Origin of the sequence: Streptomyces sp. NPDC094147 (genome assembly GCF_044764265.1) — a bacterium.
Taxonomy (GTDB): Bacteria; Actinomycetota; Actinomycetes; order Streptomycetales; family Streptomycetaceae; genus Streptomyces.
In genome coordinates, this window is the sequence record NZ_JBIWHT010000050.1 from 1 (window position 1) to 26148 (window position 26148).

Annotated in this window: 26 protein-coding genes and 1 pseudogene; 3 read left to right on the top strand and 24 right to left on the bottom strand. The window is 71.9% G+C overall.

Annotation, left to right across the window (positions count from 1 at the left end):
- From ACIQ8J_RS34100 to ACIQ8J_RS34210, 23 genes are all read right to left on the bottom strand, one after another.
- A partial coding sequence (locus ACIQ8J_RS34100; protein WP_403277726.1) for a condensation domain-containing protein occupies positions 1 to 1616 on the bottom strand: 1616 nt, incomplete at its 3' end.
- 113 nt (positions 1617 to 1729) lie between these two features.
- The gene (locus tag ACIQ8J_RS34105) at positions 1730 to 2539 is read right to left on the bottom strand and encodes a thioesterase II family protein (protein ID WP_403277727.1); all 810 of its coding nucleotides are present in this window, start codon (positions 2537 to 2539) and stop codon (positions 1730 to 1732) included.
- Positions 2536 to 2742, bottom strand: coding sequence for an MbtH family protein (locus ACIQ8J_RS34110; RefSeq protein WP_403277728.1), 207 nt, complete (start codon positions 2740 to 2742; stop codon positions 2536 to 2538). Before ACIQ8J_RS34110 ends, ACIQ8J_RS34105 begins: the two co-directional genes overlap by 4 nt.
- 483 nt (positions 2743 to 3225) lie before the next feature.
- Complete coding sequence (locus ACIQ8J_RS34115) at positions 3226 to 4179, bottom strand: radical SAM protein (RefSeq protein WP_403277729.1); 954 nt, start codon at positions 4177 to 4179, stop codon at positions 3226 to 3228.
- Between the two features lie 90 nt (positions 4180 to 4269).
- The gene (locus tag ACIQ8J_RS34120; RefSeq protein ID WP_403277730.1) at positions 4270 to 5211 is read right to left on the bottom strand and encodes a JmjC domain-containing protein; all 942 of its coding nucleotides are present in this window, start codon (positions 5209 to 5211) and stop codon (positions 4270 to 4272) included.
- A gap of 46 nt (positions 5212 to 5257) precedes the next feature.
- Entirely contained in the window at positions 5258 to 6064 is an 807-nt protein-coding gene (locus ACIQ8J_RS34125) for an ABC transporter permease (protein WP_403277731.1), read from the bottom strand.
- Complete coding sequence (locus ACIQ8J_RS34130; protein WP_403277732.1) at positions 6051 to 6821, bottom strand: ABC transporter permease; 771 nt, start codon at positions 6819 to 6821, stop codon at positions 6051 to 6053. The genes ACIQ8J_RS34125 and ACIQ8J_RS34130 overlap by 14 nt, the downstream gene beginning before the upstream one ends.
- The gene (locus tag ACIQ8J_RS34135) at positions 6818 to 7867 is read right to left on the bottom strand and encodes an ABC transporter ATP-binding protein (protein ID WP_403277733.1); all 1050 of its coding nucleotides are present in this window, start codon (positions 7865 to 7867) and stop codon (positions 6818 to 6820) included. Before ACIQ8J_RS34135 ends, ACIQ8J_RS34130 begins: the two co-directional genes overlap by 4 nt.
- A gap of 23 nt (positions 7868 to 7890) precedes the next feature.
- On the bottom strand, positions 7891 to 9519 hold the full coding sequence (locus ACIQ8J_RS34140) for a B12-binding domain-containing radical SAM protein (protein WP_403277754.1): 1629 nt from the start codon (positions 9517 to 9519) through the stop codon (positions 7891 to 7893).
- Positions 9520 to 9521: 2 nt separating this feature from the next.
- The gene (locus ACIQ8J_RS34145) at positions 9522 to 10544 is read right to left on the bottom strand and encodes an asparaginase (protein ID WP_403277734.1); all 1023 of its coding nucleotides are present in this window, start codon (positions 10542 to 10544) and stop codon (positions 9522 to 9524) included.
- Positions 10541 to 11590, bottom strand: a complete 1050-nt coding sequence (locus tag ACIQ8J_RS34150; protein WP_403277735.1) for a hypothetical protein — start codon at positions 11588 to 11590, stop codon at positions 10541 to 10543. Before ACIQ8J_RS34150 ends, ACIQ8J_RS34145 begins: the two co-directional genes overlap by 4 nt.
- Entirely contained in the window at positions 11578 to 12807 is a 1230-nt protein-coding gene (locus ACIQ8J_RS34155) for a cytochrome P450 (protein ID WP_403277736.1), read from the bottom strand. The genes ACIQ8J_RS34150 and ACIQ8J_RS34155 overlap by 13 nt, the downstream gene beginning before the upstream one ends.
- A gap of 53 nt (positions 12808 to 12860) precedes the next feature.
- The gene (locus tag ACIQ8J_RS34160) at positions 12861 to 13880 is read right to left on the bottom strand and encodes an amino acid--tRNA ligase-related protein (RefSeq protein WP_403277738.1); all 1020 of its coding nucleotides are present in this window, start codon (positions 13878 to 13880) and stop codon (positions 12861 to 12863) included.
- 49 nt (positions 13881 to 13929) lie between these two features.
- Positions 13930 to 15318, bottom strand: a complete 1389-nt coding sequence (locus ACIQ8J_RS34165) for a cysteine peptidase family C39 domain-containing protein (protein WP_403277739.1) — start codon at positions 15316 to 15318, stop codon at positions 13930 to 13932.
- Between the two features lie 366 nt (positions 15319 to 15684).
- Entirely contained in the window at positions 15685 to 17067 is a 1383-nt protein-coding gene (locus ACIQ8J_RS34170) for a hypothetical protein (RefSeq protein WP_403277741.1), read from the bottom strand.
- Between the two features lie 180 nt (positions 17068 to 17247).
- Positions 17248 to 18378, bottom strand: a complete 1131-nt coding sequence (locus ACIQ8J_RS34175; RefSeq protein WP_403277743.1) for an insulinase family protein — start codon at positions 18376 to 18378, stop codon at positions 17248 to 17250.
- Complete coding sequence (locus ACIQ8J_RS34180; protein ID WP_403277744.1) at positions 18375 to 19478, bottom strand: insulinase family protein; 1104 nt, start codon at positions 19476 to 19478, stop codon at positions 18375 to 18377. Before ACIQ8J_RS34180 ends, ACIQ8J_RS34175 begins: the two co-directional genes overlap by 4 nt.
- Positions 19475 to 20755: an MFS transporter gene (locus ACIQ8J_RS34185; RefSeq protein WP_403277745.1), complete on the bottom strand. Its 1281-nt coding sequence runs from the start codon at positions 20753 to 20755 to the stop codon at positions 19475 to 19477. The genes ACIQ8J_RS34180 and ACIQ8J_RS34185 overlap by 4 nt, the downstream gene beginning before the upstream one ends.
- Positions 20752 to 21552 (bottom strand): hypothetical protein, encoded by an 801-nt coding sequence (locus tag ACIQ8J_RS34190; RefSeq protein WP_403277746.1) that lies wholly within the window; start codon positions 21550 to 21552, stop codon positions 20752 to 20754. The genes ACIQ8J_RS34185 and ACIQ8J_RS34190 overlap by 4 nt, the downstream gene beginning before the upstream one ends.
- 66 nt (positions 21553 to 21618) lie before the next feature.
- A complete protein-coding gene (locus ACIQ8J_RS34195; RefSeq protein ID WP_403277747.1) occupies positions 21619 to 22371 on the bottom strand; it encodes a hypothetical protein in 753 nt (250 codons plus the stop codon).
- Between the two features lie 87 nt (positions 22372 to 22458).
- Positions 22459 to 22605, bottom strand: coding sequence for a hypothetical protein (locus ACIQ8J_RS34200; protein WP_403277748.1), 147 nt, complete (start codon positions 22603 to 22605; stop codon positions 22459 to 22461).
- A 249-nt stretch (positions 22606 to 22854) separates the two neighbouring features.
- Positions 22855 to 23082: a response regulator transcription factor gene (locus tag ACIQ8J_RS34205; protein ID WP_403277749.1), complete on the bottom strand. Its 228-nt coding sequence runs from the start codon at positions 23080 to 23082 to the stop codon at positions 22855 to 22857.
- A 59-nt stretch (positions 23083 to 23141) separates the two neighbouring features.
- Positions 23142 to 23345 carry a hypothetical protein gene (locus ACIQ8J_RS34210; protein ID WP_403277750.1) on the bottom strand — a complete coding sequence of 68 codons (204 nt, stop codon included), beginning with the start codon at positions 23343 to 23345 and terminating at the stop codon, positions 23142 to 23144.
- Positions 23346 to 23722: 377 nt separating this feature from the next.
- Between ACIQ8J_RS34210 and ACIQ8J_RS34215 the strand changes: the two genes are divergently transcribed.
- The 3 genes from ACIQ8J_RS34215 (at position 23723) to ACIQ8J_RS34225 (ending at position 25939) form a co-directional block, all read left to right on the top strand.
- The gene (locus ACIQ8J_RS34215) at positions 23723 to 24748 is read left to right on the top strand and encodes a LuxR C-terminal-related transcriptional regulator (protein ID WP_403277751.1); all 1026 of its coding nucleotides are present in this window, start codon (positions 23723 to 23725) and stop codon (positions 24746 to 24748) included.
- A 240-nt stretch (positions 24749 to 24988) separates the two neighbouring features.
- Positions 24989 to 25528, top strand: coding sequence for a hypothetical protein (locus tag ACIQ8J_RS34220; RefSeq protein ID WP_403608076.1), 540 nt, complete (start codon positions 24989 to 24991; stop codon positions 25526 to 25528).
- Positions 25529 to 25735: 207 nt separating this feature from the next.
- The gene (locus ACIQ8J_RS34225; RefSeq protein WP_403277753.1) at positions 25736 to 25939 is read left to right on the top strand and encodes a hypothetical protein; all 204 of its coding nucleotides are present in this window, start codon (positions 25736 to 25738) and stop codon (positions 25937 to 25939) included.
- Positions 25940 to 26058: 119 nt separating this feature from the next.
- Here ACIQ8J_RS34225 and ACIQ8J_RS34230 read toward each other — a convergent pair.
- Positions 26059 to 26148 (bottom strand): annotated as a pseudogene (locus ACIQ8J_RS34230) (IS5/IS1182 family transposase); the annotation flags it as partial.

Sequence of the window (26148 nt, forward strand, 5' to 3'; positions counted from 1 at the left end):
ACATAGGCCGCACCGGACTTGAGAACCCCCAGCAACGCCACCACCAGCCCTGCCGACCGCTCCAGCGCCACCGCCACGAACCGTTCCGGGCCCGCGCCCCTGGCCAGCAGAACATGCGCCAGCCGATTGGCCCGCGCATTCAACTCCGCATACGTCAGCGACTCACCCTCGAACACCACCGCAACCGCGTCCGGCGTCCGCACCACCCGCTCCTGGAACAACTCCGGCAACGTCCCCCGAGACACCCCCACCGAAAAGCCATCCCGCTGGGACAGCAGACGTGTGTGTTCGTCGGCATCGAGCAGGTCGATCTGTCCGAGCGATGTGTCCGAACCGGCTGATGCGAATGCGTTCAGAACACGCAGGAAGCGTTCCTGATGTCCGGTCACCTCGGGCTCGGTGTAGAGGCCGGGGTTCGCGTCGAAGACGACGGTCAGACCGTTCCCGTCGGACCGCTCCAGAACTGCGATGTCCAGGTCCGGCACCGGGCCGTTGGAGATGTTGTGCACGGTCACGGGGTGCGTGGCGAATCGCAGGTTGTATTCGAACGGCATGATGTTGATGGACAGGCCGAACAGCCGTTGCTCGTCGTCGACGATCTTCAAATCGCGGCGCATGTCCTCGTACCGGTACTGCTGGTGCCGCAGCGCCTGCCGGACTTCCTGAGAAACCGTACGTGTCAGTTCGGAAAGCGACATTCCAGGATCAGCCGCGATCCTCAGCGGCACCTGGTTCGAGGTCATTCCGGGAATGTTTCGCAGGGCGGACGGTCTGGCGGCCACGGCCATGCCCAGCGTCAGATCGCGGGCCGCTGTCATCCGGTGCAGATAAGCGGCGGCCGCCGCGATCACCACGGCCGACCAACTCGTCCGCGCCCGGCGCGCATTGTCCCGCAGGGCGTCGAGAACGGATTGCGGCAGGCTTGCCGTACGGCGCAGGCGTCCCTGCGCGGGCACGGGCTCGGATCGTGTGGCCAGGGTGACGGTCTCCGGCGGGGCAGCCAGCCGTTCCTTCCAGAACTGGCGGTCACGCGTGAACTGCTCCGACTCCCGGTACGCCACGTTCTCTTCCAGGAGGGTCCGCAGCGGCCCGAACGAGCCCTCGGCGACGGCCATTTCCTCGGCCAGCGCGTTGTATTCCTCAGCGATGCGGCGGATGAAGACAACGGCGCTGAACCCGTCGATCACGATGTGGTGGAAGCGGTAATACAGGAGGAACCGGTCTTCCGCCAGCTTGATCAGAGCGATCCGCCACAGGTCGTCCTTCAGGAGGTCCGTGGGCGTGGCCGTGTCGGCCTGCATCCACGCCCAGGCGGTTCCCGTCGGGTCCTCCTCGCCACTGAAATCCAGCGTGCTCAGCAGGAAATCGGCCTCACCGTCCAGCCATTGGTATGGGCCGTCAGCGTCTTCCCCCAGCCGGATGTGCAGCGTTTCGGTGTCCGCTGCGGAGCGTCGAAGCGCCGTCTGGAGCAAGCCCGCATCCACCGGGCCGTGCACTTCCATGCACTCGCTGATGTTGTACGCAGCACCGGACGAATCCAGATGATGGGCGAACCAGATACCGGTCTGCGGTGCTGAGAGCGGCCAGGAACCGTTGCGCGAGAGGGACATCGTCATCGACCTTCAAGGAAGCTGGTGCGGCGGGGTGGGAGCGGGGGGCGGGAGCCGTAGCGGCACGCCACTGACAGCGGTTCGACCGCCGGGGCCTGTGTTCCTGCTGCCCGGTGTCGCTAGCGCGGAAGACGGGAGCAGATCGCGTCGGCCAGGGCGGCCGCGTGGGAAAGGAGGTAGAAGTGGTCCCCGTCGAAGCTCTGCATGTCGAAGTCACCCGTGGTGACCTTGCTCCACGTGAACATGTCCTCCGGCGGACAGCCAGGGTCGGCGGTACCGCCGAATGCGGTGACCGGCGCGTACAGCGGAACGGCCTGGGACGGGCGGTAGGTGTTCAACAGGCGCAGGTCGTCGCGGAGGGGGGACAACAGCAGGGAGCGCAGGTCTGGGTCGGTGTAGAGGTCGGCTCCCGGGCCGCCCAGCCCCGTCGCCCAGCCGGACAGAGTCTCGTCGTCCGCGAGGTGCGCGGTGTCGGGCGGGCAGTCGGCGGGAGCCGGCCGACCGGAGACGAAGAGCCGGGCCAGCGCGCCCGGGGACCGGTCCTCGACCCGCTGGGCGACCGCGTGGGCGACGGCGGATCCCATGCTGTGTCCGAACAGGGCCACCGGCAGGTCGAGGTAGGGCAGCAGGTGGCCGGCGATCTCGTCCGCCAGGTCCTCCAGGCTCTGCGGGAGCGGATCGTCCAGCCGGTCCTGGCGGCCGGGGTAGCGCACGGCGAGCATCTCGATGCCGGGTGCGAGCGATGGGGGCCAGCCGTGGAACATGCCGGCGGTGCCGCCCGCGTGTGGGAGGCAGACCAGCCGGGCCACCGGGTACTCGACCGGGTACCGGCGGAACCACGGGTCCGTGCTGTCGGCGATCGGTTGCCATGCTTCGGCAGCAGACCGAGCCGTGTCCGACCGCGGGCTCAGCAGGCGGGGCGAGGTCATCCCATGCTCTCGATCAGGCTCTTGGGACGCAGGTCGGTCCAGTGGGCCTCGATGTAGTCCAGGCAGGCCTGCCTGGTGTCCGTCGGGTGAGCCACTGTCCAGCCCTCAGGGACCTCTGCGAACTCGGGCCACAGGGAGTGCTGGTTCTCGCCGTTGACCAGGACCACGAAGGTCCCGTCCGCGTTGTCGAATGGGTTGCTCATGGTGATCGACTCCTCAGTCGTCTGTTGTGTTGCGTTCACATGGGTACGAGACATGGCGGCCGGCACGGTTGAGCAGCCGGTTCGTCCTGGTCCGCGGGGCTCCGGTGGTACGACGTCGGTGGTCGCGGTCCACGCGCGTCCGCGTCCGAGGACCAGCGAGCCGTGTCCTCCTCGACGGGTGACGGGACGGCTGGGCAGGCAGGGGCTCGGTCCCCAGCCCGGTACCGCGCAGGTCCTGGCGACTCGACGAGCCTTGTGGAGGACGATTCCGTATCGGACGCCCTGGCGACAGCCACGAGATCACGCTCCCGGAAATCCGGTTCACGAAGTCCCGGTTTCGCCGCGCGGTCGCCGAACGCCCCGGGCGGCACACCTGCCGCACACCGGGTCCGGGCGCGCTTCCGCCTGCGGCCAGGCAGTGTTCCGCGGCCGCGAACACCCTCGCCATGGTGCTGCCGGGCGGGGTCCTCCGGGCCCCGGCCGTCAGACCAACGGCAGTACCGCCCTATTGGAGCGCTTGATGCGGTGCTCCTTGGCCGCTTCGGTGAGCATCTGCCCGCAGCCGCCGTCGATGTCGCGGGCCTTGCTGGGCATGATGTAGGTCGGAAGGCCGCCGACGAGGAGGCGTTCGCGGAAATCCCGGACCGCGTCGTCCTCGACGCGGCTGAACGGCAGACCGGGTACGTCGTTCCAGAGCAGCAACTGCACCCTGAAGTATTCGGGGTTGAGGAGTGCGATGAGCCTGTCGGCGTCCGCATTGCTGTCGTTGACCCCGTCGAACAGCAGGTAGCTGACGTCGACCACCCGGCCGTGGGTGCGCGCGAATCGCTCGCCTGCCTGGAGGATCTTCGCGATGGGGTTCGCCTTGTTGAGGGGGATCAGACGGCTGCGTACCTCGTCCGTCGTCGCGTGCAGGGACAGGAAGAGGTCGATCGCGGGGGCTTCGTCGGTGAGGCGGTCCAGGGCCGGAAGCACGCCCATGGTGGACAGCGAGATGTGCGCGACACCGGGATCGGCCTCCAGCATGGGCATGGCGCGGAGCACTTCGTCGAAGTTGAGGAGGGGTTCGCCCATGCCGGCGAAGATCACGCGTGTGGGCGTGTCACGGTCCTCCAGGAGCCGCGTCTGCTGGACCTGGGCGACGATCTCCTCCGCTGTCAGGTTGCGCCGCATCGGCTGCAGGCCCGTGGCACAGAAGGTGCAGGCGACATTGCAGCCGGCCTGGCTGGATACGCACACGACGTGGCCGCGGGAGGTCTGCACGGGCGTCGCGACGGCCTCGGTGGCCGGTCCCGGATCCCCGAGGGTGAAGGAGAGGCTCTCCACCTGGTTGCCGTCGGCGAGCCGCCATACCGTCTTGATGCTTCCGTCGCTGCTGTGCGCCTGCCTGGCCGGTGTGACGAGGGCGGCGGCGGGCTGGGTGAGGTCGATCGACATGACGGAGTCCTCCGTAGGTGGGTGTGGGGTGGTCTTCGTGGTTCTTGGGTGGTGAGCGGCGGCAGGAGGGGGTGCGTTGCCCGACAGGCGCTACGGCGTCGCTTCCAGCGACGCGGCCATGGCCCGCAGCCCGGGTTCGGGGTTGGACACTGCCTCTGCGCGCAGAGACTGCCGCGCTGCCGCCACCAGCTGTTCCGGCGTCGTGCGGGCGAGGGCCGCACTCAGGTGACCGACGAGGTCACGGGCCTGGTCCGTCAGCGCGGTGTCGTCGAGCGGGCGCGGCTGGGGCCGGTAGCCGTCGGTGAGCCGACGCAGCAGCTCCCTGTAGAGGTGCTGCCCGCCTATGTCCCGTACGGTGAGGGACAGATGGGCCGAGAGGCCGTGTGAACCGACCGCGCTGTGGGCGAAGCCTCTCGGGATGTACAGGACGTCGCCGGGGTGGAGGGTCGGAGTCAGCAGCGCGGGGCCGGGTTCGGCGACCGGGCCGGGGTGCCAGTGCCCGTCGGCCGGTCCGGTGTGCAGCTGCCAGTCCTTGCTGCCGTTGACCTGGAGCACGAAGACGTCGGCGTCGTCACGGTGGACCCTGAGGCCCTGTCGGCCGGGCGGGGTGACGAAGAAGAACGCCTCTGCCTTACGGCCGAGTTGGTGGCCGAGGCGGGTCGTGAGGGCGGTGGTGGCGGGGTGCCACTGTTCGACGCAGCGCAGTAGCAGGGTGGCCCCCTTGGCGATCTGCTCGCGTATCTTCCCGCCGTCCGCGAACCCTTGGTGCACGGTGTGGTTGACGGTGCGGGCCGTGCAGTAGGCGTCTTGCGCGATGGTCCGGTCCGTGTGGGCCATCTCGATGTACGGGACGCGCAGTGATCCGTCCCGCAGGGCCTGGTCCACGTCGTCGAGAGTGAGGGGCGAGGCCAAGCCGTCCGCGGGGTGGAACACTCCCGGGCGGGTCCGCCAGTACGCGGACATGAACTCCGGTACGTCGCCGACCCATGGCTCCAGTGCGGCCTGTCCGGTCACGGTTTCACTTGTCTGCACGGTCTTCACATCCTTGTTTCCTTCTGGAAGGTGGGCAGCGGAGCGGTCAGAACAGGAAGTCGCTGCCGGTGCGCCGCGAGCGGACCGCCTGGAGCCGCAGCCCGAGCACCGCGACCGCTCCCCAGGCCACTCCGACCAGCGCTTCGGCGGCCGCCGCGGTGAGCACGGGGCCCTCGCCCGCGTGCAGGGCGCGCAACGCCGCGATCCCGTGCGCCAGCGGCAGGAGACCGCCGAGCGTCGCGCGCAGGCCGTCACCGGGCAGGGGGGCCAGCACTCCAGAGAGCGCGAGCACCAGGTAGGAGGCGAGGTTGGTGAGGAAGACGTCCGCCCGTCGGCCCACCGCGAGCACCGCGACAGCCAGCCCGAAGCCGCCGCTGGTGAGCGCCATCAGCGCATAGAGGGGAAGTGCGGCGCCCAGTCCGGTCAGCAGGCCGTACTCGCCGGTGAGCAGCGCCACCACGGGCACCGCCACCAGCGTCGCGGCCAGGCCTTCGACCAGGTACACCAGCCAGCGGGCGCCTACCAGACCGGCCAGCGGCAGGTCTGTCATGCGTAGGCGGTACAGGGTTCCCTGCACACGCTCGTTGATCAGTACGTCGGGGGCCTTGACCACGGTGGCGGTGACGGCGCCGAAGGCCGAGGCTCCGATACCGGCGGTCAGCGCCCCGCAGGAGCCGCCCGCCGCGCCGCCGAGCACGGTGAGGAAGACGGCCTGCAGCACGGTGCGCGGCAGCACGGCAGCACACAGCACGGCCGGCGGATACTCGATCCCGTACTCGCGCAGCCCCATGCGGGCGGTGCGCAGCAGCGCACGCGCGACGCCCCGGCGCCCCACGGTCTCAGAAGATCTCAAGGGTGCCCTCCTTGCGGGCTCGGTTCAGGACCCGTACGAAGGCGAGGCGGGCGGCGAGGGTGTAGCAGGCGCCCGTCGCCAGCAGCCCGTACCAGGCCGTGGGGGCGACGGAGCCGGAATCCGATGCCGCGTTCGCCATGAGTTCGTGCGCCCAGTGCAGGCTGAGCGCCACGGACAGCGGGCGCAGCCACGGCGGCAGGGACGTGAGGGGCACGAGCAGGCCGCCGAGCAGGAAGACCGGGTAGACGAGCACCTCGGCGATGCGGATCGCGGAGCGGGTCAGCAGGAACAGGCAGGAGACCAGGAAGCCGAGTGGCAGCGTGGTGACCAGGCCGAGCAGCAGAGCCGCAGTGAACAGGCCCGGCCGCGCCACGGTGAGGGGATGTCCTTCGACGCCGGCGGTGAGCACGACGGAGGCGCCGGTGACGCAAACGGACAGCACGACGGCCGCTGTGGCCTTGCCGGTCAGGACCGGTCCGAGACCTCCGGGCCGGGAGCAGACGGCGGGCAGGGTGCCGGACCAGAATTCCCGCCGCAGCACCATCCCGGCCTGCCACAGCGTGACGGTCCACACCGCGAGCAGTCCGCTGCCCAGGACGACCGTCTCGGGCGCGACACCGCCCGCCCGGTGCGCGGCCAGGGTGATGGTGACGTAGGTGGCGGGCTGAACGGCGGCGCCGATCAGGACGGACAGCCATGCGGTGCCGCGCAGTTGGAGCCGGAAGGCCGCCCAGGCGATGAGGGGCGAGGTGGTCATGATCCGCTCGCCGTCCCGGCGGCCACGGCCGGGAGCCGCTGCGCCCCCGTCTCGTCCGCCAGCTCGTTGAAGACCTGCTGGAGGCTGGACGGGGTGACCCGGACCTCGGAAATCTGCCCTTCCGGCCAGGAGGCGGCCAGTTCGCGCAAGGAGTCGGGCGTCCAGGTGCGGACGTGCAGGGTCATCGTCCAACCCGACGCCGTCGGCTCGATCCGTTCCACCCAGGTCTGGCCGTCCGGGTCGCGGTGGCTCGGCGCGGCGGGTGGCCGGCCGCGCCCGTGCAGCGTCACCACGGCGGCGGTCTCGGCCCGCTCCAGCAGCCGGGGCAGGGGCAGGTCGTGCAGGACGCGGCCATGGTGCAGGACCACGACGCGCTCCGCGAGCTGGTCGATGTCGTTCAGGTCGTGGCTGGTCAGCAGGATCGCGGTGCCTTCGTCCCGCATGTGGGCCACCGCGGTACGGATGTTCTGCGCCTCGGCCGGGTCAAGACCCACGGTGGGCTCGTCGAGCAGGAGCAGGTCGGGGCGGGTGACCATGCCGATGGCGAGGTGCAGCCGCTGGCGCATGCCCTTGGAATACGTCTCCACGGGCCGGTCCGCCGCCTTGGTGAGCCCGACCGCCGCCAGAGCAGCGGCCGAGCGCCGCGCAAGTTCGCGGCCGCGCACCCCGGTGAGCAGGGCGAAGAACTCCAGGTTGTCGTGGGCGGACAGCCGCAGATACAAGCCGCGGTCCCCGCCGAGCACCACCGCGAGCCGCCGTTGGGCTGCCCTCGGGTCGCGAACCGCGTCGTGACCGCACACGTGGACGCTGCCGGTGGTGGGGGTCAGCAGGGTGGCGATGATCTTCAGTAGGGTGGTCTTGCCGGCCCCGTTCAAGCCGAGCAGCCCGACCAGTTCTCCGGGGCGGACGGCCAGGTCCACCCCGTCGAGGGCGCGCAAGGGGCCACCGCGCCGGGTGCGGAAGGTCCGGGTGACGTTGCGCACCTCAAGTGCGGCGCCGTCCGCGGCAGGGGGCCGCACCTGAGGTGCGGAACGCGTGGTGGTCATGTCGGGTGCTCCTCGTGGGGTCGTCAGGCTGCCGCGAACAGGGAGAACCGGCTGCTCGCGCGGCGGGCGTCCCGGACCAGCGCGGTGACCTCGGCCGGGCCCTCGTCCAGCTCGGGCGCGTCCAGGCGGCGCAGCAGATGGCCGTAGTAGTCGCGGACCACGCCGACCTGGTCCGCGTCCCGGCCCTCGGTCAGGCCGGCCCAGACGTGGTCACGGAAGTAGAAGCGGGCATCGACCACGGCCTGCAGCCGGTTGAGGTCCGCCTTGTCGACGCCCTCGCAGACGGTGGGCAGCCCCACCGGCGAGGCGAGCCCGTACTTCTCGACGTTGGGGACCAGGCGCAGCATCCGGCCTCGGCGCACCACCTCGTCGCCGTACCGCCCGGCTTTCTTGGCCCGCACGAATTCCACAGTGGCCGGGTCGGGGGACAGGATGGTGCAGCTCATCGCGTACAGCGGCAGGGCCAGGAACTCGTTCATCTCCTGGGTGATCCGCTCCACGGTGTGCGCGGGGGCGCCGATGATGAAGCCCGTGACGCAGTTGACGCCGGCGTCGGCGAGCGCGGTGATGGCGGCGCGGTTCTGCTCGACCGTCACCTGCTTGTTGTAATAGTCCAGGATGGACTGGTCCATGGATTCCAGGCCGACGAAGGCGCGTCGGCAGCCGGCCGCCGCCATGTCGCGGGCGCGCTGCGGGGTCATTCCGTCCACGCGCAGATAGCAGAACCAGGGCAGGGCCAACTCCGCCATGACGTCGATCAGCTCGTCGAACTGCGGGTGCTGGGTGAGGTCGTCGTCGTGGAACTCGACGCTGTCACAGCCCGTCGTACGGACCAGGTGGGCGAGATCCTGGCGGATGAGTTCGATGGGCCGGGCCACGGTGCGCCCGTGAATGAGATAGGTCGAGCAGAACGTGCAGCGCCCCCGGCAGCTCTGCGTGCAGATGTACAGCTGCGGGCGCTCCCCCAGCATGCGGGTGAAGTTCGTCGCGTACACCGGTGAGTCGGTGACCTGCGGCGGCAGCAGGTCGTACGCGAAGGCCGGGCCGGTCATCTCCCGCAGCGACCGGTCGAAGCAGGGCGGGGCGACGATCTGCTCGTCCTCGGTGCGGTAGTGCAGGCCCCGGGTACCCGCGCCGTTGTCGAAGTCCTGGGTGCCGAAGGTGGCCAGCACGTGCAGGAGCGCCGGGGCGCCCTCGCCGCGGACGGTCATGTGGACGTTGTCGATGTCCGGCGCCACCGAGGCGTGCGCGCCCCCCACCATGATCAGGTACCGGTCCGGGGCGAAGGAGCCGAGAAAGTTCTCCAGACGGTCGATGGTTCCGGTGTACGAGCTGGCCGCGATCACCGGCCGCGCGCAGCCGTCGAGCCAGCCGGTGATGGCGTCGCGGAAGGCCACCTCGTGCGGGAAGGCGTCTTCGTCGAAGTACTGGATCTCGGCGGGCGGGATGCGGCGCTCCTCGGCCGCGTCGCGGACGGCCTGGGCGAGGTTGAGCAGCCCCAGCGCCGGAAAGTGGGCCTTGAAGAAGGACTCCTCCAGGCCCCGGCTCAGTCCCACGGAGCGGAAGCTGCGGTGGATCAGCGCGAGCCGGGTGCCGGCCGAGGGGTCCGACGAGAAGTGGCCGCCGTCCAGGAGCGTTTCAAGCGGGTACATGGTCACCTTCCAGAGGGTGTGCCGAGGGACGCGGGGCCTTGGGCGCCGCGCGGGGGCAGCGTGAAGGCGGCGCGGACCTCGCCCGTCGGGCCGTTGGGGCCGGGCAGGGGCGAGGCGCAGACGTTTTCGACTTCGGACAGACGGGCGGCGAGGCCCGGGGACGCCGGGAGCAGGTGGCGGAGCACGGCCGCGACGGCCGGGCCCACGGCCCTTTTGGTGCCGTCCTCCACCGAGAGGGCCAGGGTGGAGCCGTCGGGGAGCGCGAGGCACTGCACCGCCTCGGCTCCAGCCTTGGCCAGCAGGCCCGGCACCGCGGTCATCAGACGCGTGTCGAAGCCGTCTTCTCCCGAGACGAAGTAGGGGTGGGCACGCATCGCGGCGGCCACCCGGTGGGCCGGTGTGCCGGGCCGCGCGGTGGCGACACGCTGGAAGCCACGGGCCAGGCCGAGGAGGGTGAACGCGAGCACGGGCGCCCCGCACCCATCCACCCCCGTGTGCGTGGCGTGTTCCCCGGTCAGCGCCTCCAGCCCCGTGCGCACCCGCTGCTGCACGGGATGATCGGGATGCAGGTAGCCGTCGGTGGGCCAGCCCTCGGCCACGCACAGGGCGAGCATCGCGGCGTGCTGGCCGGAGCAGTTCATCAGGACCGGCCGGGCATGGCCGCCGGACCTGAGGTAGGGCTCGGGCGGCCACGGCAGCGCGGCGGGCGTGGCGAGCGCGGACTCGTCGAGCCCGGCCGAGGCCAGGATGTGCCGCACCGCGGCGATGTGCCGGGGCTGGCCGGTGTGGCTGCCCGCCGCGACCGCCAGGGTCTCGCCGTGGAGCGGGTCGCCGGGGTGCAGCAGGGCGACGGCCTGGAGGGGCTTGGCGGACGACCGGGGGAACATGGGGCGTCGCGGGTCGCCGAGTTGGTGGGCGACCCGTCCGCCGGGCGCCAGCACGACGAGCGTTCCCCGGTGGCGGGATTCACCGAAGCCGCCGCGGACGGCCTCGGCGATGACCGGAGGGACGGGGGCGGCGTTCACGGTGCGGGCACCTCCGCAAGGTGGGGTCCGGCCGGGCGCGAGTCGGGTCCGAACAGCAACGCGAGAGCGTTCTCGTGCAGCAACGCCCCCTGGGAGAGCCCGAGTTCGGTGATGGTGGCCAGGAAGTGGACGAGGGAGCGGTGGGCGTCCGCGCCGAGGACCCGGCCGCCCTCCCGGTGTTCCAGGTGCCAGGGCGAGTCCAGCGAGAACATCAGGCGGCCCGCACTGGCGGACAGGAGCCGGGCGAGGTGCCGGTCGGTCGCGCCGGCCGGGGCCGGGCCGCCCAGGGCACGTTCGCGCAGCGCCTCCCACGGGCCGAGGTCGGCGAAGACGCCGGGGGCGCGCAGGACTGCGGGCAGCGCGGGGTCCAGGTACCCGGCGTGGGCGACGCAGACCCGTACGCCGGCCGCCTGCGCGCGGGGCAGGACGTGGGTGCGCAGGTCGGCGAGGTCGCCCATGCGTCCCCGCGGCGCGCAGTGCACCACCACCGGGATGTCCCACTCGGCCGCCAGATCGAGGTAGCCGAGCCGGACATGGGCCTCGGGCGAGCGCAGATGGGCCGCCGGATGCCATTTGAGGGCGAAGACCTCGTCGCGCCGGTCCGCGTACTCGGCCGCGAACCGCTCGGCGCCGCGGAACGGGTCGCACAGCAGCGCCGCCAGCGGGACGGCCTCGCCCGCCGGGTCCGCGGCCCGGTGCTCCGCGCAGGCGTCGAGCACCTCGTGATTGCGGCGGCGGATGCCGCGCACCACGGTGATCGGGTCGAGCGGGGTGCCCTCGGGCTTGAAGTAGCGGTAGTACGGCATCGGCAGGGCCAGGGCCGCGACACGGCCCCGACCGCCCAGCACCCTGTTCCGCAGAGCGATGAGACGGTCCGTCAATTCTCGTACGGACTGCTGGTAGACGTGCCGGTCGGCGGGGCCGTGCTGGATGAGCTCGCTGCCGATGTGCTCGTGCGGGGTGACGAGGCAGGTGTCCGTGCGCAGCAGGGCCGAGAGGCGGGCGCGCGGGGTGGCGGATGCGGGTGGGGCCGTCAGATCAGACACGGGAGCTCCACGACGGTGGTCATGCCGAGGGACGGCTGCTGGACGAGCGGGCCGGGGCCGTCCACGGGCAGCACATGGTCCAACTCCTTTGTGATAGCTGCTATTTGACGGCGGGCCAGGACGGATCCCAGGCAGTAGTGGCCGCCCCGCCCGAAGGACAGATGGCGCTCCGGGGCGGGCCGGTGGATGTCGAAGCGGTCCGGGTCGGCGAAGACCGCGGGGTCGCGGTTGGCCGCCACCAGGACCAGCACCACTCGCTGCCCCCGCTCGATGCGCCGCCCGGCCACGGTCAGGTCGTCGAGTGCGGTGCGCGGGGCGTAGTGGAAGGGGGAGCCGAACCGCAGGATCTCCTCGACGGCCCGAGCGCGGGCGACCGCGCCTGTGTGCACCGCGCGGCGTTGTTCGCGGTCGCCGAAGAGGTGGCTCAGACCGGCGGCCGTCGCAGCGGCCACCGGTTCGATGCCACCGGTGAGGATCTGCGCGTACACGGCGGCCGCCTCGGTGCCGGACAGCTCGCCCCGGACGTGGGGCCCGGCCAGGGCCTGGGCGACGGGGCCGTCCGCGTCCGCGAGGGCCCGCCCGGCGACGTAGTCGGTGAGGAGGGCCGCGGCGTCCGCCGCGGCGCGTGCGGCGGCCGTCTCGATGCCGGGCCGGCTCAGGTAGTGGACCAGCGCGTCCGACCAGCCGAGCACGGCGTCGCGGTCCGCGTCCCTGATACCGAGCACGCGGCACACGACGTCCAGGGCGAACGGTCTGATCACCTCGGCGAGCAGGTCGTGCCGGCCAGGGCCGAGCGCACCGGCGTGCCGACGGGCGGCTTCCGCGACGACGCCGTCCAGGGCGCCCAGCGCGCGCGGGGTGAATCGGGGGGCGACGAGCTTGCGCAGGCGGGCCTGGAACGGCGGGTCGGAGAAGACCAGCCACTGGGCGAGGAACTCCTCGATGGCGAACACCTCCGCGTCCGCGACCGGGTCGAGACGGGCCAGCTGCGCCTGCTTGGAGCGGGCCCCGAGCCTGGCGTCGAGCAGCAGCCGGGCCACCAGGTCGTACGAGGTCACGTACCAGGCCTGGGCGGGCTCGTTCCACTGCACCGGGCCCGTGGCGCGCAGCCAGGCGTAGAAGGGGTGCGGGTCCACGGCCGTGTACGGGTCGAGCAGGTGCTCGGGACACCAGGCGGCGGGGCGCTGGGGGGTGAGGGGTGCGGCGCTCACGGACATGGCGGCTTTTCTCCGGGACTCCGAGGGGACGGGCGAGAGGCAGGAGGTGTCCGTCAGGGGGCGAGGGAGATCCCGTTGAGGCGCGGCGCGAGCTGCATCTCCCGGATGTCGGACTGGCCGAGCACCCACATCAGCCAGCGCTCCACGCCGAGGCCGAAACCGGAGGTCAGCATCGGACGGGCCTGCTTCATCCGCAGGTACCAGTCGTACGAGGCGGCGTCGACGCCGTGGTGACGCAGGGCCCCGCGGGCCGCGGTGGCGTCGATGTGCCGTTCGCCGGCGCCCACCACCTCGCCGATCCCGAACAGCAGGTCGGCGTTGCGCGCCCGGCTGCGGCTCTCGTCCTCGTACGCCTGGTAGAAGGGCACGGACAGGTGGTCGTAGTGGGTGACCCACAGCACCGGCGCCACCTCGGCCATGAGCCGCAGTTCGCCGTGGCGGGTCAGCGTGCGCCAGCCGCCCTCGTGCCGCACCGAAGCCGGGTCGTCGCCGAGGACGCGCACCGCCTCGTCGAAGGTGATGCGGGGGAACTCCTCCAGCGCGGCCATGTGCTCAAGGTGTCCGGTGTCTCCGGCGTTGTGGAGCACTTCCTCGGCGTGCTGGTCGAGGACGGCGGCGGACAGGGCCCGCACGTACGCCTCGACGGTGTGCATGACCTCGTCGAGCCCGCCGGGCAGTTCGGCCTCGCTGTGGAAGAACTGGTTGAGGTGGGTGGAGTCGCTGTCCTCGCCCCGGAAACTGGGCATCAGATACCAGGCGCCCGACGGGCTGAGCCGGCATCCGTACTCCAGCATGAACTGCATCGAGTCGGCCAGGTAGGTGGGCCGCCCGAACAGGTCGACCTGCACCGGCAGGGAGTCGCTGCCCAGGCCCATCGGGCTGGAGATGGTGTCCGTGGTGATGGGCAGGTGCATGGCCCGCACCCCGCGCTCGGCCCAGAACTGGGTGCTGACCACGGTCACCAGGTTCTGCAGCTCTGCGATGGCACGGTGCAGCGGGCTGTCGAGGATGGCGAGGAAGCGGTCGGGGGCGGGACGCCAGCCCGCATGCGTGAAGGTGGTGGCGGTCTGCATGAAGAAGAACCTCCGATGGGAACGGGATGGTGGGGCAGGAAACTTGGGGTTAGGTGGGCGGCGGGCGGCTGACGTCCATGAGCCGCGCATGCCGTACGGCGTCGACGCGCAGCCGCACCAGCGCCCGCACCGCCCGCGCGGACTGCGCGCACAGCGGCACCGCAAGCAGGGCAAGGGCCAGGACCTCGTGCGGGGTCGGGGCATCCCGCCGGGACCGGGCGGCCGCGAGGTCGAGGGCGACGACGGCGAGCGGGGCCGCCCGGGTCGCACGGCGGGAAAGGGCCGTGGCGGACTGTTCCGCCGCGGTGTGCTCCCGCGCCGAGTGCAGCAGTGGCGCGACGCGGCCGCGCCACCGCGCCACCAGGTCCTGCTGGGTGGCGCGGAAACGCTGGGGCCCCTGCGCCTGTGCCTGTTCCAGGGCGGCCAGGAGATCGGCGGTGAGGCTGCGGGACTGCTCCTGTGCGAGCAGCCGCTCGCGGCGCGCTGTCCCGGCCCGGTGTTCGGCCGTGGCGACCAGCGCCGTGTGCAGCGCCCAGACCAGGGCCGTCGCCGCGCCGGTGCGGGGACGGTGCCGCAGGGCCGAGGTGAGCGCGGCGGCCGTGTATCCGGCGGCGCCCAGCGCCCACGGCAGGGCCAGGCGGCGCAGGGTGCGGTCCTCGCCCGCGGTGCGCCAGCGGGCCAGCAGGTCGCTGTCGCCGCGGTGCACGAAGTAGTCGGTGTCCGCTGCCGCCAGGGTGTGGCGGAAGTCGTCGGCCGCCCGGTAGGTGCCGGCCGCGTGCGCCGCACGCGTGCCCGGCCCGTGCGGGCCGTCCCAGGCCGCCGCGAGGAGGGCCGCGGCACCTGCCTGTGCGACGGCACGGGCCGAGGGGTGCCGGGACAGCCGCGTGGCGCCGGCGAGGACCAGCAGACCGGGGGCGAGGACGGCGAGGGTGTCGGCGGTGAGGGGGGCGAGAGGACGCGGTCCGCCGGGCGCCCGCAGCGAGCGGGTGCGCCGGGCGCGCGCCTCGGGAGCCGTCTTGCCGGGAAGGGGCTGGAAGACCAGGGCCACGCCGCTGAGCTGGGCGGCGAGCTGGGGCCAGGGCATGCGGCGGCGCCCTACGCTCGGGTCGAGCACCACCGCGTCACCGCGCCGGGCCGACACCGAGTCGAGCACCACGTAATGCCCGACCTCCAGATGGAGGATGGTGGCCCTGGGCAGCCGGGGCGGCCGCTGCCCGTCGAGCGGGATGCGCACGCCCCGGGCGTCCAGGCCCAACTCTCGTGCCTGGTCTAGCAGTTGGCGTGCGGTCCACCGGCGGGTGGCCAGTTCCCGGGTGCGCAGGGCATCCGGCACGTGCCTCAGGTGGTGGCCGCACACCATCAGCAAGCAGGCGACGCCGCAGCCATGCAGCGTGACTTGGGGCTCGAAGGGGATGCGGCGGGTCCCTGGCCTTGGCATCGCGGGCTTCCTTCCCGGCCGGAGGGCCGGTATGTGCCGAGTGGGGCGGTGCGTAGGCAGGCCGCCCCACTGCGGCCGGTCAGACGTGTCAGATGGTCTCGGCGAGCATCGCGCTGCCGATGACGTTCTCCAGGTCCTCGTCGGCGATGGCCTCGAGCACCTCGTCGACGATGGCGTCGATGTTCTGGATGTTCTCCATGGCTTTCTCCTTTTGACGGGGAAGCCGTGTCGGCTTCCCGTGCGGGGGTCCGGTGCGGACGGGTGTCCGTGCCGGGGGCCGGGCTCCTCGTTCCGTACGGAACGAGGGCCCGTCCGGTCCGCCGAAGCGGCCCGGAAACCTGTGCGCCTGAAGGCAGGCACGCCGTTTCAGCGCAAGGCGAACGGGGCGACGGCCGAGCTGTCGCCGGTCACCTCGATGCGCAGCTCGCACTCGGAGCGCGCCACCATCTCGCGCAGTTCCGGGGACGAGCCCAGTGCGGCGGCCCGGATGTGCGCGGTCGTGGCCTCGGCGGCCTCGGGCAGCAGCCGGGGCGGGAAGGCGAGCGCGGCCCGCACCGTCAACCGGTGCGGAGCACGGCCGGCGCCCGCGCGCGCCTCGCAGGAAGCCAGCGGGATCGTGCCGGCCGTCCGCTGCCAGCGGGCCGGTGCCACGAGAGAGGCGCGGGCGAGTCCGGGCAGGCGCTCCAGGGCCTCGCGCATCGGGTACGGCCGGTAGGCGAGCCGTTCGCCCTCAGGCGTGGGCAGGGTGGGCAGCAGTGCGGCACGCCCGAGGAGGGCCACCGACAGCTCCCCGTCATCGCAGTCCGAGGGCACCGCCTCGACGATGTCCCCGGTGTCGTACCGGATCAGCGGCTGCGCCTGCGAGAACGGGTAGAGCTCGGTGAGCACCAGCCGGCCGACGCCCGAACGCACCGGGCGGCCGCCGCCAAGCGGAATGACTTCGGGTACGACCACGGCGTCGAAGTGGAAGAAGGAGCAGCGCTCGCACCGTGTCGCGCCGCCGGTGACCTCCGAGAGGCTGTAGCGGTGCACCACCCGCCCGGCCGGTGGCAGCATCCCGGCCAGCAGGTCCTGCTGGCCCCGCGTCAGAAAGTCCGCGACGCTCACGATCCGCCGCAGCCGCTCGCGCACCGCACCGTCCGTCTCGTCCATGACCGCCGCGAGCAGCAGCAAGTCGTAGGGCGAGCCGCTGAGTTCGTGCTCGCGGTCCACCGCGAGGCCGGGGAAAAGACCGGGGTGGGCGAGGAGGGCGAGGGAGCGCTCCACTTCCCGCTCGGTCAGCAGGCTCAGCGACACCGTGCGGTGGGCCCCGGTGCGTGCGCCCAGCACGCCGCCGTGGTGGCGTGCCGACAGCGTCGTGAAATGCACGAGTGGACGGCTCTCCCCCTTGCGGTCACGCGCCTTCTGGCTGAGCTTGGCCCGGAACGCGTCCAGTGCCGCGATCTCCTGCGCACTGCGGAACCTGCGCACCGGCCGGCCGGTCGTCGTGCCCGTGCTGTGCAGCATCAGGTCGGCGGACCGGCCCGGATGCAGCATCTGCTCGGCGTGCTCGGCCACCTCGGCACGGCTGAGCACCGGAAGCGCGGCGAGGTCACCCGTGGTGGTGACGCGGGGGGCTGCGGGACCGTCCCAGGACCGGCGGTAGAAGGGGATGCCGTCGGCGTGCGCGATGGTCATGGGCAGGAGCCTGTCCCGCAGCACCGACTTCGGGCTTCGCGACTCCCGGAGTTCCCGGCTCACTTCGTGCATGTCCCCTCCTCTGCTTTCTTCGGTCCTGTTGGCTTCGTCGACGTTCCGCGGTGCTCCTGCCGCCCCGGCTCCTGCGAGGAGGTTGGCCGTCGCGGCCTCATGGAGGACGATTCCGCACCGGACGTCCTGGCGACAGCCACGAGATCTCGCTTCACGAGGTCACGCTCCCGGAACTCCGTTTCACGAGAACCCGGTTCCCAGTGCGGTCACCGCACGGCCCTCGGCGACCTGCCACACACCGAGTCCGGGCACGCCCGCGTCCACGGCCGGGCCGTGCTCCGCCACGGCGAAGGCCCGCCCCAGCGGGGTGGCCCCGGTGAAGGCACGTTCCTGGCGCAGGGCGCGCCGCGTCTGCTCGACCATGGAGTCGGTCAGGCCGTACCGGGGTGCGGCGCATACCGCCCGCAGCGCGTCGAGCAGCGCCCCTGCCCGCTCTCCCGGCCGCCAGCACACCACGTCGACCAGGTGCGCGGCGTTGCGGAGCGTCGTGCGTCCCAGGATCGGCACACCGGCCTCGTGTCCGGCCTGGACGAACGGTCCGGGGTCGGCCGGCAGGGCGTCCGCGTCCGGGTCTTCGCTGTGCCGGGGGCGTACGAGGGTGAGGGCGATCAGCCCGTCCAGTCCGGGGACGCGGAGCGGGGGCCCGCAGGACACGGGTGGGTCAGGCGCCGGCTTCGCTGCTGTGGCGGCGAGTCGGGTGTTGACGGTGTCCGCCACCCGGGCCAGCGCCGACGGCGGCCCGGCCACCGACAGGACGGCGTTGGCCGGCCGATAGGCGCGGCCGACCAGGGTCGTGAGGTGTGCGGCGGTCACGGCGGCGACGGTGTCGGGGGTGGTACGGGCGATGGCGTCCATGCCCGGCTCGCCGCACGCGGCGGACGCGAACAAGGGTCCGGCGCGCAGCAGGGGGTTGAGGTCCATGCGGCGGGTCTCCATCAGCACGGCCTGCCGCTCGGCCTCCAGGAGGCCGGGCGCGGGGGCGGCGTTGCCGTCGTCCAGGACTGACAAGAGGCGCCGGACCAGGTCGGCGGTGGCCTCGGGAGAACTCACTGCCTGGAAGTGGGTGGCGGCGATGTCGGTCTGGGCGAAGACCGGGATGGCAGCCCGGTGCGCCGCTGGGCCCGCCGCCACCCGCAGGTGTTCGACGAGGTGGGCGGTGCCGGCGGGCTCCGGGGCGTCGTCACGGGAGCCGCAGCGCACGGTCAGGCACGCGCCCACCGAGTGGGCGCCGGGCAGGGGAGTCAGGCGCACGGTGAGGTCGTTGACCGTCGTGCCCTGGCAGGGGTCGGGCGGGAGAGTCATCGCGGTCATGCCGCCTCCAGCAGTCGTTCCAGTGCGGCGAGTTGCCGCGTGTTCGGCGAGCCGACCACTGCGAGGGCGAGCCGCTCACCCGTCGTGCCGAGGGCGGGTGCGGGACCCGGCTGGGCGATGGCGTGGGCGAGATCGGCCAGCAGGGGCTGACCGAGCGCGGCGCGGCGCGCCTCCTCGGCCGGACCGAACGGGTCGTCCAGTGCGGCGAGCAGCTTGGCTCGGCAGCGGGCACGTGCGGCGGACAGCTCCGTTTCGGGGACTGGCGCCGTCACCGTCTCGCGCAGAGTGGCCAGCAGGGTGCGCGCGGCTTCCACGGTGTCTTCGACCTGTACGTACGCGGTGGCGCCCAGGCTGTGGTGGCCACCGCGGGACCAGTGGCCGGGCGAGAATCCGTAGGCCAGTGAGCGTTCTTGGCGCAGGGCCCGGTGCAGTCGTCCCTCCGCGCCGGTGCCGAGCGCTTCGACCAGGACTTCCAGGGCTCCGCGTGGTGGACGGGTCACGGGAATCCTCACGCCGATCCGGGCCACCCCGTGCTGGCCCGGTACCACCCGCACACCGCCCTGCCATGGCGGGCGGTGGTGCTGGTCCTGTGCGATGGCGGGCCGCCCGGCGGGCGGGGTGGCCGTGGTGCTCAGGGCCCGCTCCAGCTCGTCCAGGACCAGTTCGGGCGTCAGGCGGGCGAGGGTGGCCGTGTCGCCCATCGGATCGGGGTCGCTGGTGCCCCAGGCGGCCTGGTCCCAGGCCCGGCTGAGGCGACGCAGCGGATCGTCGGAGCGGCGGGCGGCCATCTCCTGCGCCTTTGTACGGAGTTCGGTGATCAGGTCGGCGTCCGGGAGGCGTGGCGAGACGGTCAGGGTCTGGGGCAGGGCCTGGGCTGCGGCGGCGGCATCGCCGTCGGCCGACCAGTAGAAGAAGGTCGAGCGGTGGGCGTCCAGGCGATGGCGGGTGCGGAAGCCCCGGTCGGCTGCGAGCCGGGCGGCGGGTGAGCAGCGGGGGTCGGCCAGTACCCGGGCGACCAGGGCGCCGAGTCCCCGCTGATGGGCCGGTTCGTCGTCGTGGCCGCGGTGCAGGTCGACGGTGGCCACCGCGGGGGCGCTCACGCCGCGCTCCCGGCGGTGGTCACCGGGGCCGGGGTGGCACTGGTGGGGCGAGGCGCGGTCCCGCGCTCGTGGCGGCGGGCCAACACGGCTGCGGGCACGGCGGCCGCCGTGGCGGCGAAGCCGCCGAAGACGAGGACGCTGGTGGTGTTCCCGTGCTGGGTGAGCGCGGCGCCGACGCCGAAGGCGGTCAGCTGCCAGAAGGTGTTCCAGGTGCGGCGGGTGGCGAGCACCCGGCCGCGCATGCTGTCGGCGGGGCGTTGCTGGCACAGCAGGACGGGGCCCAGTCCGTAGACGAAACAATGAGCGCTGATCAGGAACCCGGCAAGCGCCACGCCCGCGTCGCCGGTGGGGCGGACGGTGAGCACCGAAGCGATGACGGCCACCGGGAGGGTGGCTGCGGCGCCGGTCAGGAGCAGAGCGGCCGGGGAGATGCTCCGGCGCAGTCGGCCGAGGAGCAGCGTCACCGCGATCCAGCCGATGCCTCCGCCCATGCCGAACATGCCCGAGGCCTGGGCGCCGTGACGGCGGGCCAGTTCGAGCGCCAGCAGCTCACTCGCCGCACCGAAGAAGAGGTAGACGGCTCCTTCTGACAGCACCGCGCAGCGCAGCACCGGGTCGGCGACCAGGGCCCGTACTCCTTGCGCGATGGCCTTGAGCGGGTGCGCCGGCACGTCGGCGGCGGGGGCGGCGGGGCGGACGGGGAGCATGCAGGCGGCCGCGACGACGAAGGTGGCGGCGTTGACGAGCAGGACGGTCTGGATGCCGCTGGCGGCCAGCAGCGCCGTGCCGGCCACCGGGCCGAGGACCATGGCGGCTCCGGTGGCCGCGTCGAGGAGCGAGTTCGCGGCGAGCAGCCGCCCCGGGGGGAAGGCGTCCGGCAGGACGCTGGTGAGCGCCGGAACCCGCACGGCGGCCAGGACTTGAAGAAGGGTCAGCAGCACCAGGAGCGGCCCGATGTGCCGACCGGGTACGGCCAGTGCCATCGCGGCGGCCACGGCGGCGGCCAGCAGATCGGTGACCACTACGGTGCAGCGCCGGTCGAAGCGGTCCGCCACCACGCCCGCGAACGGCGACACCACCAGCTTGGGCAATGAAAAGACGGCGAACGCGGCAAGGCCGGCCAGCGCGGAGCCGGTGGTCTGCTGGATCCACAAGGGCAGCGCGAGGAACTGGACGTAGCCACCGAGCGCGGACAGCGCGCGCCCCGCCCACAACGTCCAGAAGACGTGCCCGAGCGGTTCGCGCCGTCGGCCGGTGGTGGAGGTCTTCGCTGTCATATCGCCGTTCCCTCCTGGTGAGGTGTGCCGAGCGCGGCAAGGGCGCGCTGCGCCTTGGTCGTGCGGTCGCGGGGGCGTCCGAGCCAGGCGTCGACCTCGTGGGCGAGGCGGTCCAGGGCGCGCAGCGCGGCCGGCGCCGAGGAGTTGACCTCGATCTCGACAAAGACGCCGCCCCGCACGGGCGCGACGCCCGGCTCGGGCGCACGGAAGGTCACGAGGTCGAGACTGTAGGCGACTTCGACGCCGTCGGCGGTGCGGCCCAGGTGCTTGTGGCGGCGCTGGGTCGCGGTGCCGACCGCCCGCAGCGGGCCTTCGGCGAGCCGGCTGCCGCGCAGGTGGGCCACGGGCAGCAGGCTCGGGTCGTTGAGGGCGCCGGGGACCTCGGCGGGGGTGAGCCGTTGGGAGACTTCGAGCCCGTCGCGCCAGCCGCGCCAGTGGACGGCCTGCTTGAGGGTGAGCCAGCACACCGACGAGGCCGCGCCCGTGTTGACGACGACGGACAGGGAGTGGCCCGCGCGGATGAGACGGTGCCGCTGGTCGTCGACATACAGGGACGACTGGACGAAGACGAGGGGGCGGCGCACGGGAGTGAGCAGGCTCAGTGGCCCCGAGTCGAAGAAGGCGTGGGGACCGGTGGACGCGGAGCGGGCCGACACACCGGCTGCGGTGTCGCCGTCCGCTTGCTCCAGGGCCCACTTGCATTCGTGTTCGACGCCCACGGTGGTGGCCGGGAAGGGGATTCGGCTCGCCCTGCCAGGGGCGTTGCCCGGCAGGGTGAGGGACGGGGCGGTCGGCATGGGCAGGCTCCCGGAGAAAGAGGAAGGCAGCCCGCGCCGTGGCCGGTGCGGTCATCGCCTGTGGCGCTACGGGGCGGGCACGGTGAACACGTCGATGTCCGCGTCGTCGGTGATGCCAAGGGTGCGGCGGACGACGGAGCGGACGACCGCGCCGCACTGCGGGGGCGGGCGGAAGTGGCCGGATTTGAGGTTGGCGACGGCCATGGGGATCTCGGGACTGCCGAGCAGTACCAGCTCGCCGGCCGCGCGTACCCGCAGCCGGTCGGGCACCAGCATGGGGTGTACCACGCGTGCGCCCTCGACCGGCCGGTCGAGGGCCCTCCCGAAGACCAGCTCGGCCAGTGTGAACGGCTCGGGCCAGACAACGAGCCGGTCCCAGTCGTCCACGACGTACACGTAGGGGGAACTCGGCGTCATGAGGGCGTACGCCTCCGGTGCCGAGCCGATCACGCGGGCGGCGTTGTCCATCGCAGCCAGCGCGGGGCGGTACACGCGGTCGAAGACGCCACGGTCGTAGCCGATCAACGGAGGGTCGACGCAGAGGAGTTGGTGGCGTCCGGGGCCGGCGTCCCGCATCCCTCCGCTGTCGTATCTGTCCTGGATGTCGCGGGCCAGTTCACGGATACGGAGGGCCAGGGCGGGGTGCTGGTCGCAGTCGTGCATCTGGGAGACGACCGACCGCAGGGACACCAGTTCTTCATAGAGGAGGAAGACGACCGCCTGGGACGCGGGCCCGAAGCGGGCACCGGCCGTGGCGCGGATCTGTGCGAAGCGGGCGATAAGAGGGTGCTCCGCCACCCCCGGTGCCGAAAGAGACACAGCTGGCTCCTGTGGGGCCCGGGGGCCGGCACCCAGCGTGCCGGCCCCGACGGACAGCGCTGATTCAGTCGCTGATGAAGCGGCTGATTAGCCGAGCTCGCCGTGCTCACCCGGAGAAGACAGCGCCTGCGTCATCGACAGCGCCTCGGCACCCGCCTCGGTGGCGTCGATGGCACGCAGGTCCTCGACGATCGTCTCGACACGCAGCAGCTCGTTCGCGGTAACGCCGTTCATGGTGTTCTCCTAGTGTGTGTTTCGTTCGCCTGCGGTGTTTTCCGCCGACAAGAAGAACTCTGCCGAACCGCCGTCCAGCCGCCCAGCCACGTGTTTCCGGGCGGCGCCCTCCCGCTCACGGGCCCTCGTGACCGCCTGCGCGGGTTCCGGTACCGGCACGGGCCACTCCCGTCCCCAGGGGCGGGTGGCAGTTCCGCCCCGCGCGAAGGATCGCCCAAGGGGCGGGGAGCAGCCCGTGCCGTCCGGCGCTCACAGGGATGTCGTGGGAAGAAAGCCGAGCTGTGCCGCGAGCACAGCCAGCTGGGTGCGGTTGGCCGCACCGGTCTTCTTGCGCAGCTGACGCAGGTACGTGTCGACGGTGTGCGGGCTGATGCCCAGCTGGCGCGCGATACTCCAGTAGGTCTCGCCCCCCGAGAGCAGGACGAGCACCTGCTGCTCCCGGGGAGTGAAGGCGGACGCCGTGAGGGTGTCGGTCATGACGGGCTCCTGGTTCTTGAGTGGTTCGCGGTGTGGAAGCGGCCGGGGCTGGGCGGGGCTCAGCCGCCCCAGGAGGTGTCTTTGCACCTGATCGGGATGCCTGCGGGGTGCGGGCAGATCGACTCGGCGGTGTCCGCCGCCCGGAGGGTTGTGGCGGGGTTCGCGACCGGGTGCGCCTGGGTCGCCACGGCCGGGGCCGCGGAGCAGACGGCGGTGAACACCGCAGCCAGTACGAGTCGTATGGGTAAAGACGGTCGCGCCATGCTGGTCTCCTGTTCCTCCGGAATCTGCGTTCCGGGACTGTCAGTTGCGAACAGGCATCAGGCTGTCCCGTCCCCCGGACGCGGCGCGATGGTTTGGGCCCCTCAGCAAAGTACCTGGCAGCAAGGCGACAGGCGACATAGGGGACGTTCATCGCAACTTTGCTTCAATCGGCGGTCCGCAGCGGCGAGGAATCCGGCGCCGTCGCCCGGGCGCGATGCGCACCGGAGTCAGTGCCAGACCCGGGTGACGGGGTCGGCCTGCGGATCGTCGCCGCGCGCCGATGTGCTCTGCGTCCCCCGCTCCCTATCCTGATGGCCTGGACCATAAGGCTCGCTTGGAGGGCCTGACAGATCGGCAAAGGTACAAGGCATTGGGAATGAACGACGCGCTGGACAACGCGCAGGAGTTGCAGGACTCCGACATAGCCGTCTACCGCTGGGTCCTTGAGCACGGGACCGGTGACGTGGATGCCGTTGCCGAGGCCACCGGGGTCAGCCGCCAGGACGCCGCCGCCGGTGTCGAGCGCCTGCTGCGGGTCCGCCTGCTGCAGGGCAGCCCGGACGACCCGTCCACGATCTTCGCGGTGGCGCCCGAGACAGCGGCGGCCCAGCTCACCGCGCCCGTGGAGGCCCAGATCCGCCGGCGGCAGCAGCAACTCTCCGGGATCCGGGAGGAACTGCACCGCTTCGCCCCCTCCTACCACCGGCATCGTTCGACTTCCGGGGCACTGGAGGTCCTGGACAATGTCCAGGTCGTGCGCGACGCCCTCAACCAGGCGTCCGAACGCTGCCGCACCGAGATCATGGCCAGCCAGCCCGGCGGCGGCTCCCGGGTCTCCGAGGCGATGGAAGAAGCCCTCGTCCGTGACCAGGCAATGCTGCAGCGCGGCATCCAGCTGCGCACTCTCTACCACCACACCGCCCGCTTCAACGGGCCCAGCCAGGCCTATGTCGCCGCGGCCTCGGCCCTGGGCGGGCACTACCGCACCGCGCACCAACTGTTCGGCCGACTGATCGTCTTCGACCGGGAGCTCGCCTTCATCCCCGTCCAGGACGGTAGCTGGGGCGCCGTCGTGATCCGGGAACCGTCAACCGTGGCCTACCTGTGCGAAATCTTCGAGCAGACCTGGGACCAGGCCACCCCATTCACCGCCGCCGTCGGACAACAGCTCGAAACGGTCTCCCGGGAGATCCACGAGACGATCGTCCGGCTGCTTGCCGCCGGCCTGAAGGACGAAGCCATCGCTCGCCGACTGGGCATGTCGCTGCGCACCGCCCGCCGTCACATCGCCGACATCATGGAGCAGTTGGGCGCCGAAAGCCGGTTCCAGGCCGGTGTCCGCGCAGCGGCACAAGGGCTGCTGGACGCCCAGGTGCCGGACGGACCGCTCACCGCTCCCTGAAGATCCCTGTGGCTCGCGTCAGCCGCGTCGGGCTCCCGGGCCGTGCGAGGCCGCGCTGGAGCCCCCCTCTCCGTGGAGCCGACCGGCGGAGGGCCATGGGTGAAGAGGCGCGTGGGAACGGTTTTTCGGGACTGTTCCGGCGGCCCGAGGTGGGAAATGCTCGCGGGACGGACATCGTGGTGCCCAGGGTCTGGAATATGAACGGACCGCACGGGGGCACCGCACGCACAGGGGGACCCCATGGACAGCACGCCATCGGCAAACGGAGCGGCTCCGCCCTACGTAATGGAAATGGCGCAGTTTCTCGCCGTGCACCACGGCCAGGGCCCCGGCATCCTGTGGCCCGAGCACGGACATCCGGCCCACGACGGACCGGACGCCACAACCGTCCTTGAGGCGGAGACCCGTGACCTGGAACACCTGACAGGCCTGCCAGTGGCCGTCGAGCGCTACCAGGCGGCCGACGAAGGCACCCGGTTACTGTCTGCGGGATCGTCCGAGCATCTTCTGGTGCACCAGGCTTCAGGGGCTGGGTCCTGGCGGCTGCGTGCCGGAGCCGGAACGGCGGCGGAACAATTCTTCTCCTGCCGCCTGCGGTCCGGTGAAATGCTCTATATCCCGCCCGACTGGGCCTGGCACGCCGACCTCACCCCGAGTACGCAGCTGCTCCTGACCCGGCTCGGCCCGCCCACCGCTCACACCGGTGAAGCAAAGGCCGACCTCCCCACGTCACCGTCGGATCGTCAGCCGTCCCAGGACGTATCTCCACGCCCCTGGTGACTCGCCCGCTACCCGGCCCCATCCGCCCTGATATACCCATTCCAAGTGATCAATCCTGGTATGCCCGCCACCATCTTGCGGTCAGGCAGCTTGGTGAAGGGAGCACCACCTCGCACAGCGCAACTCACCAGGGCAACGTTGGCACTGCACAACGCACTCCAATACGACCGTCATGAAGAGACGGTCGTTCCGATCCGGGGGGATCCCATGCTCAAGCGTCTTGCCCTGGCCACCGCCGCCGCCATGGCCACCGTGCTCGTTCCGCTGACCACAACAGCCTCGGCCGACGGCGTCGACTGCCGCCCCACCGGCGGCGGCACCATCATGATGGCCACCCAGACGGCCTCCTTCCATCTGAACGACCCCAACCACCGGGCGAAGTGCCAGACAGACACCTCCTGGGGCGGCTGAACCCGCCTCGCGCGCCAACGGGCTCAGAGGCAACCAGGTGGGGAGGCCCGAGATGGTACTGCCAACTTATAGTGCTGGATTTGCAGTTGAGATGCTCCGGCACTGAGGGGTTTGCATCCTGACGCGGCCGCGAGGTGAAGGGTGAGGACGGCCTTGACGACCGCGGTGATGCGGTTGGTGCTGCAGCGCAGCTTGCGCAGGAGGCGCCA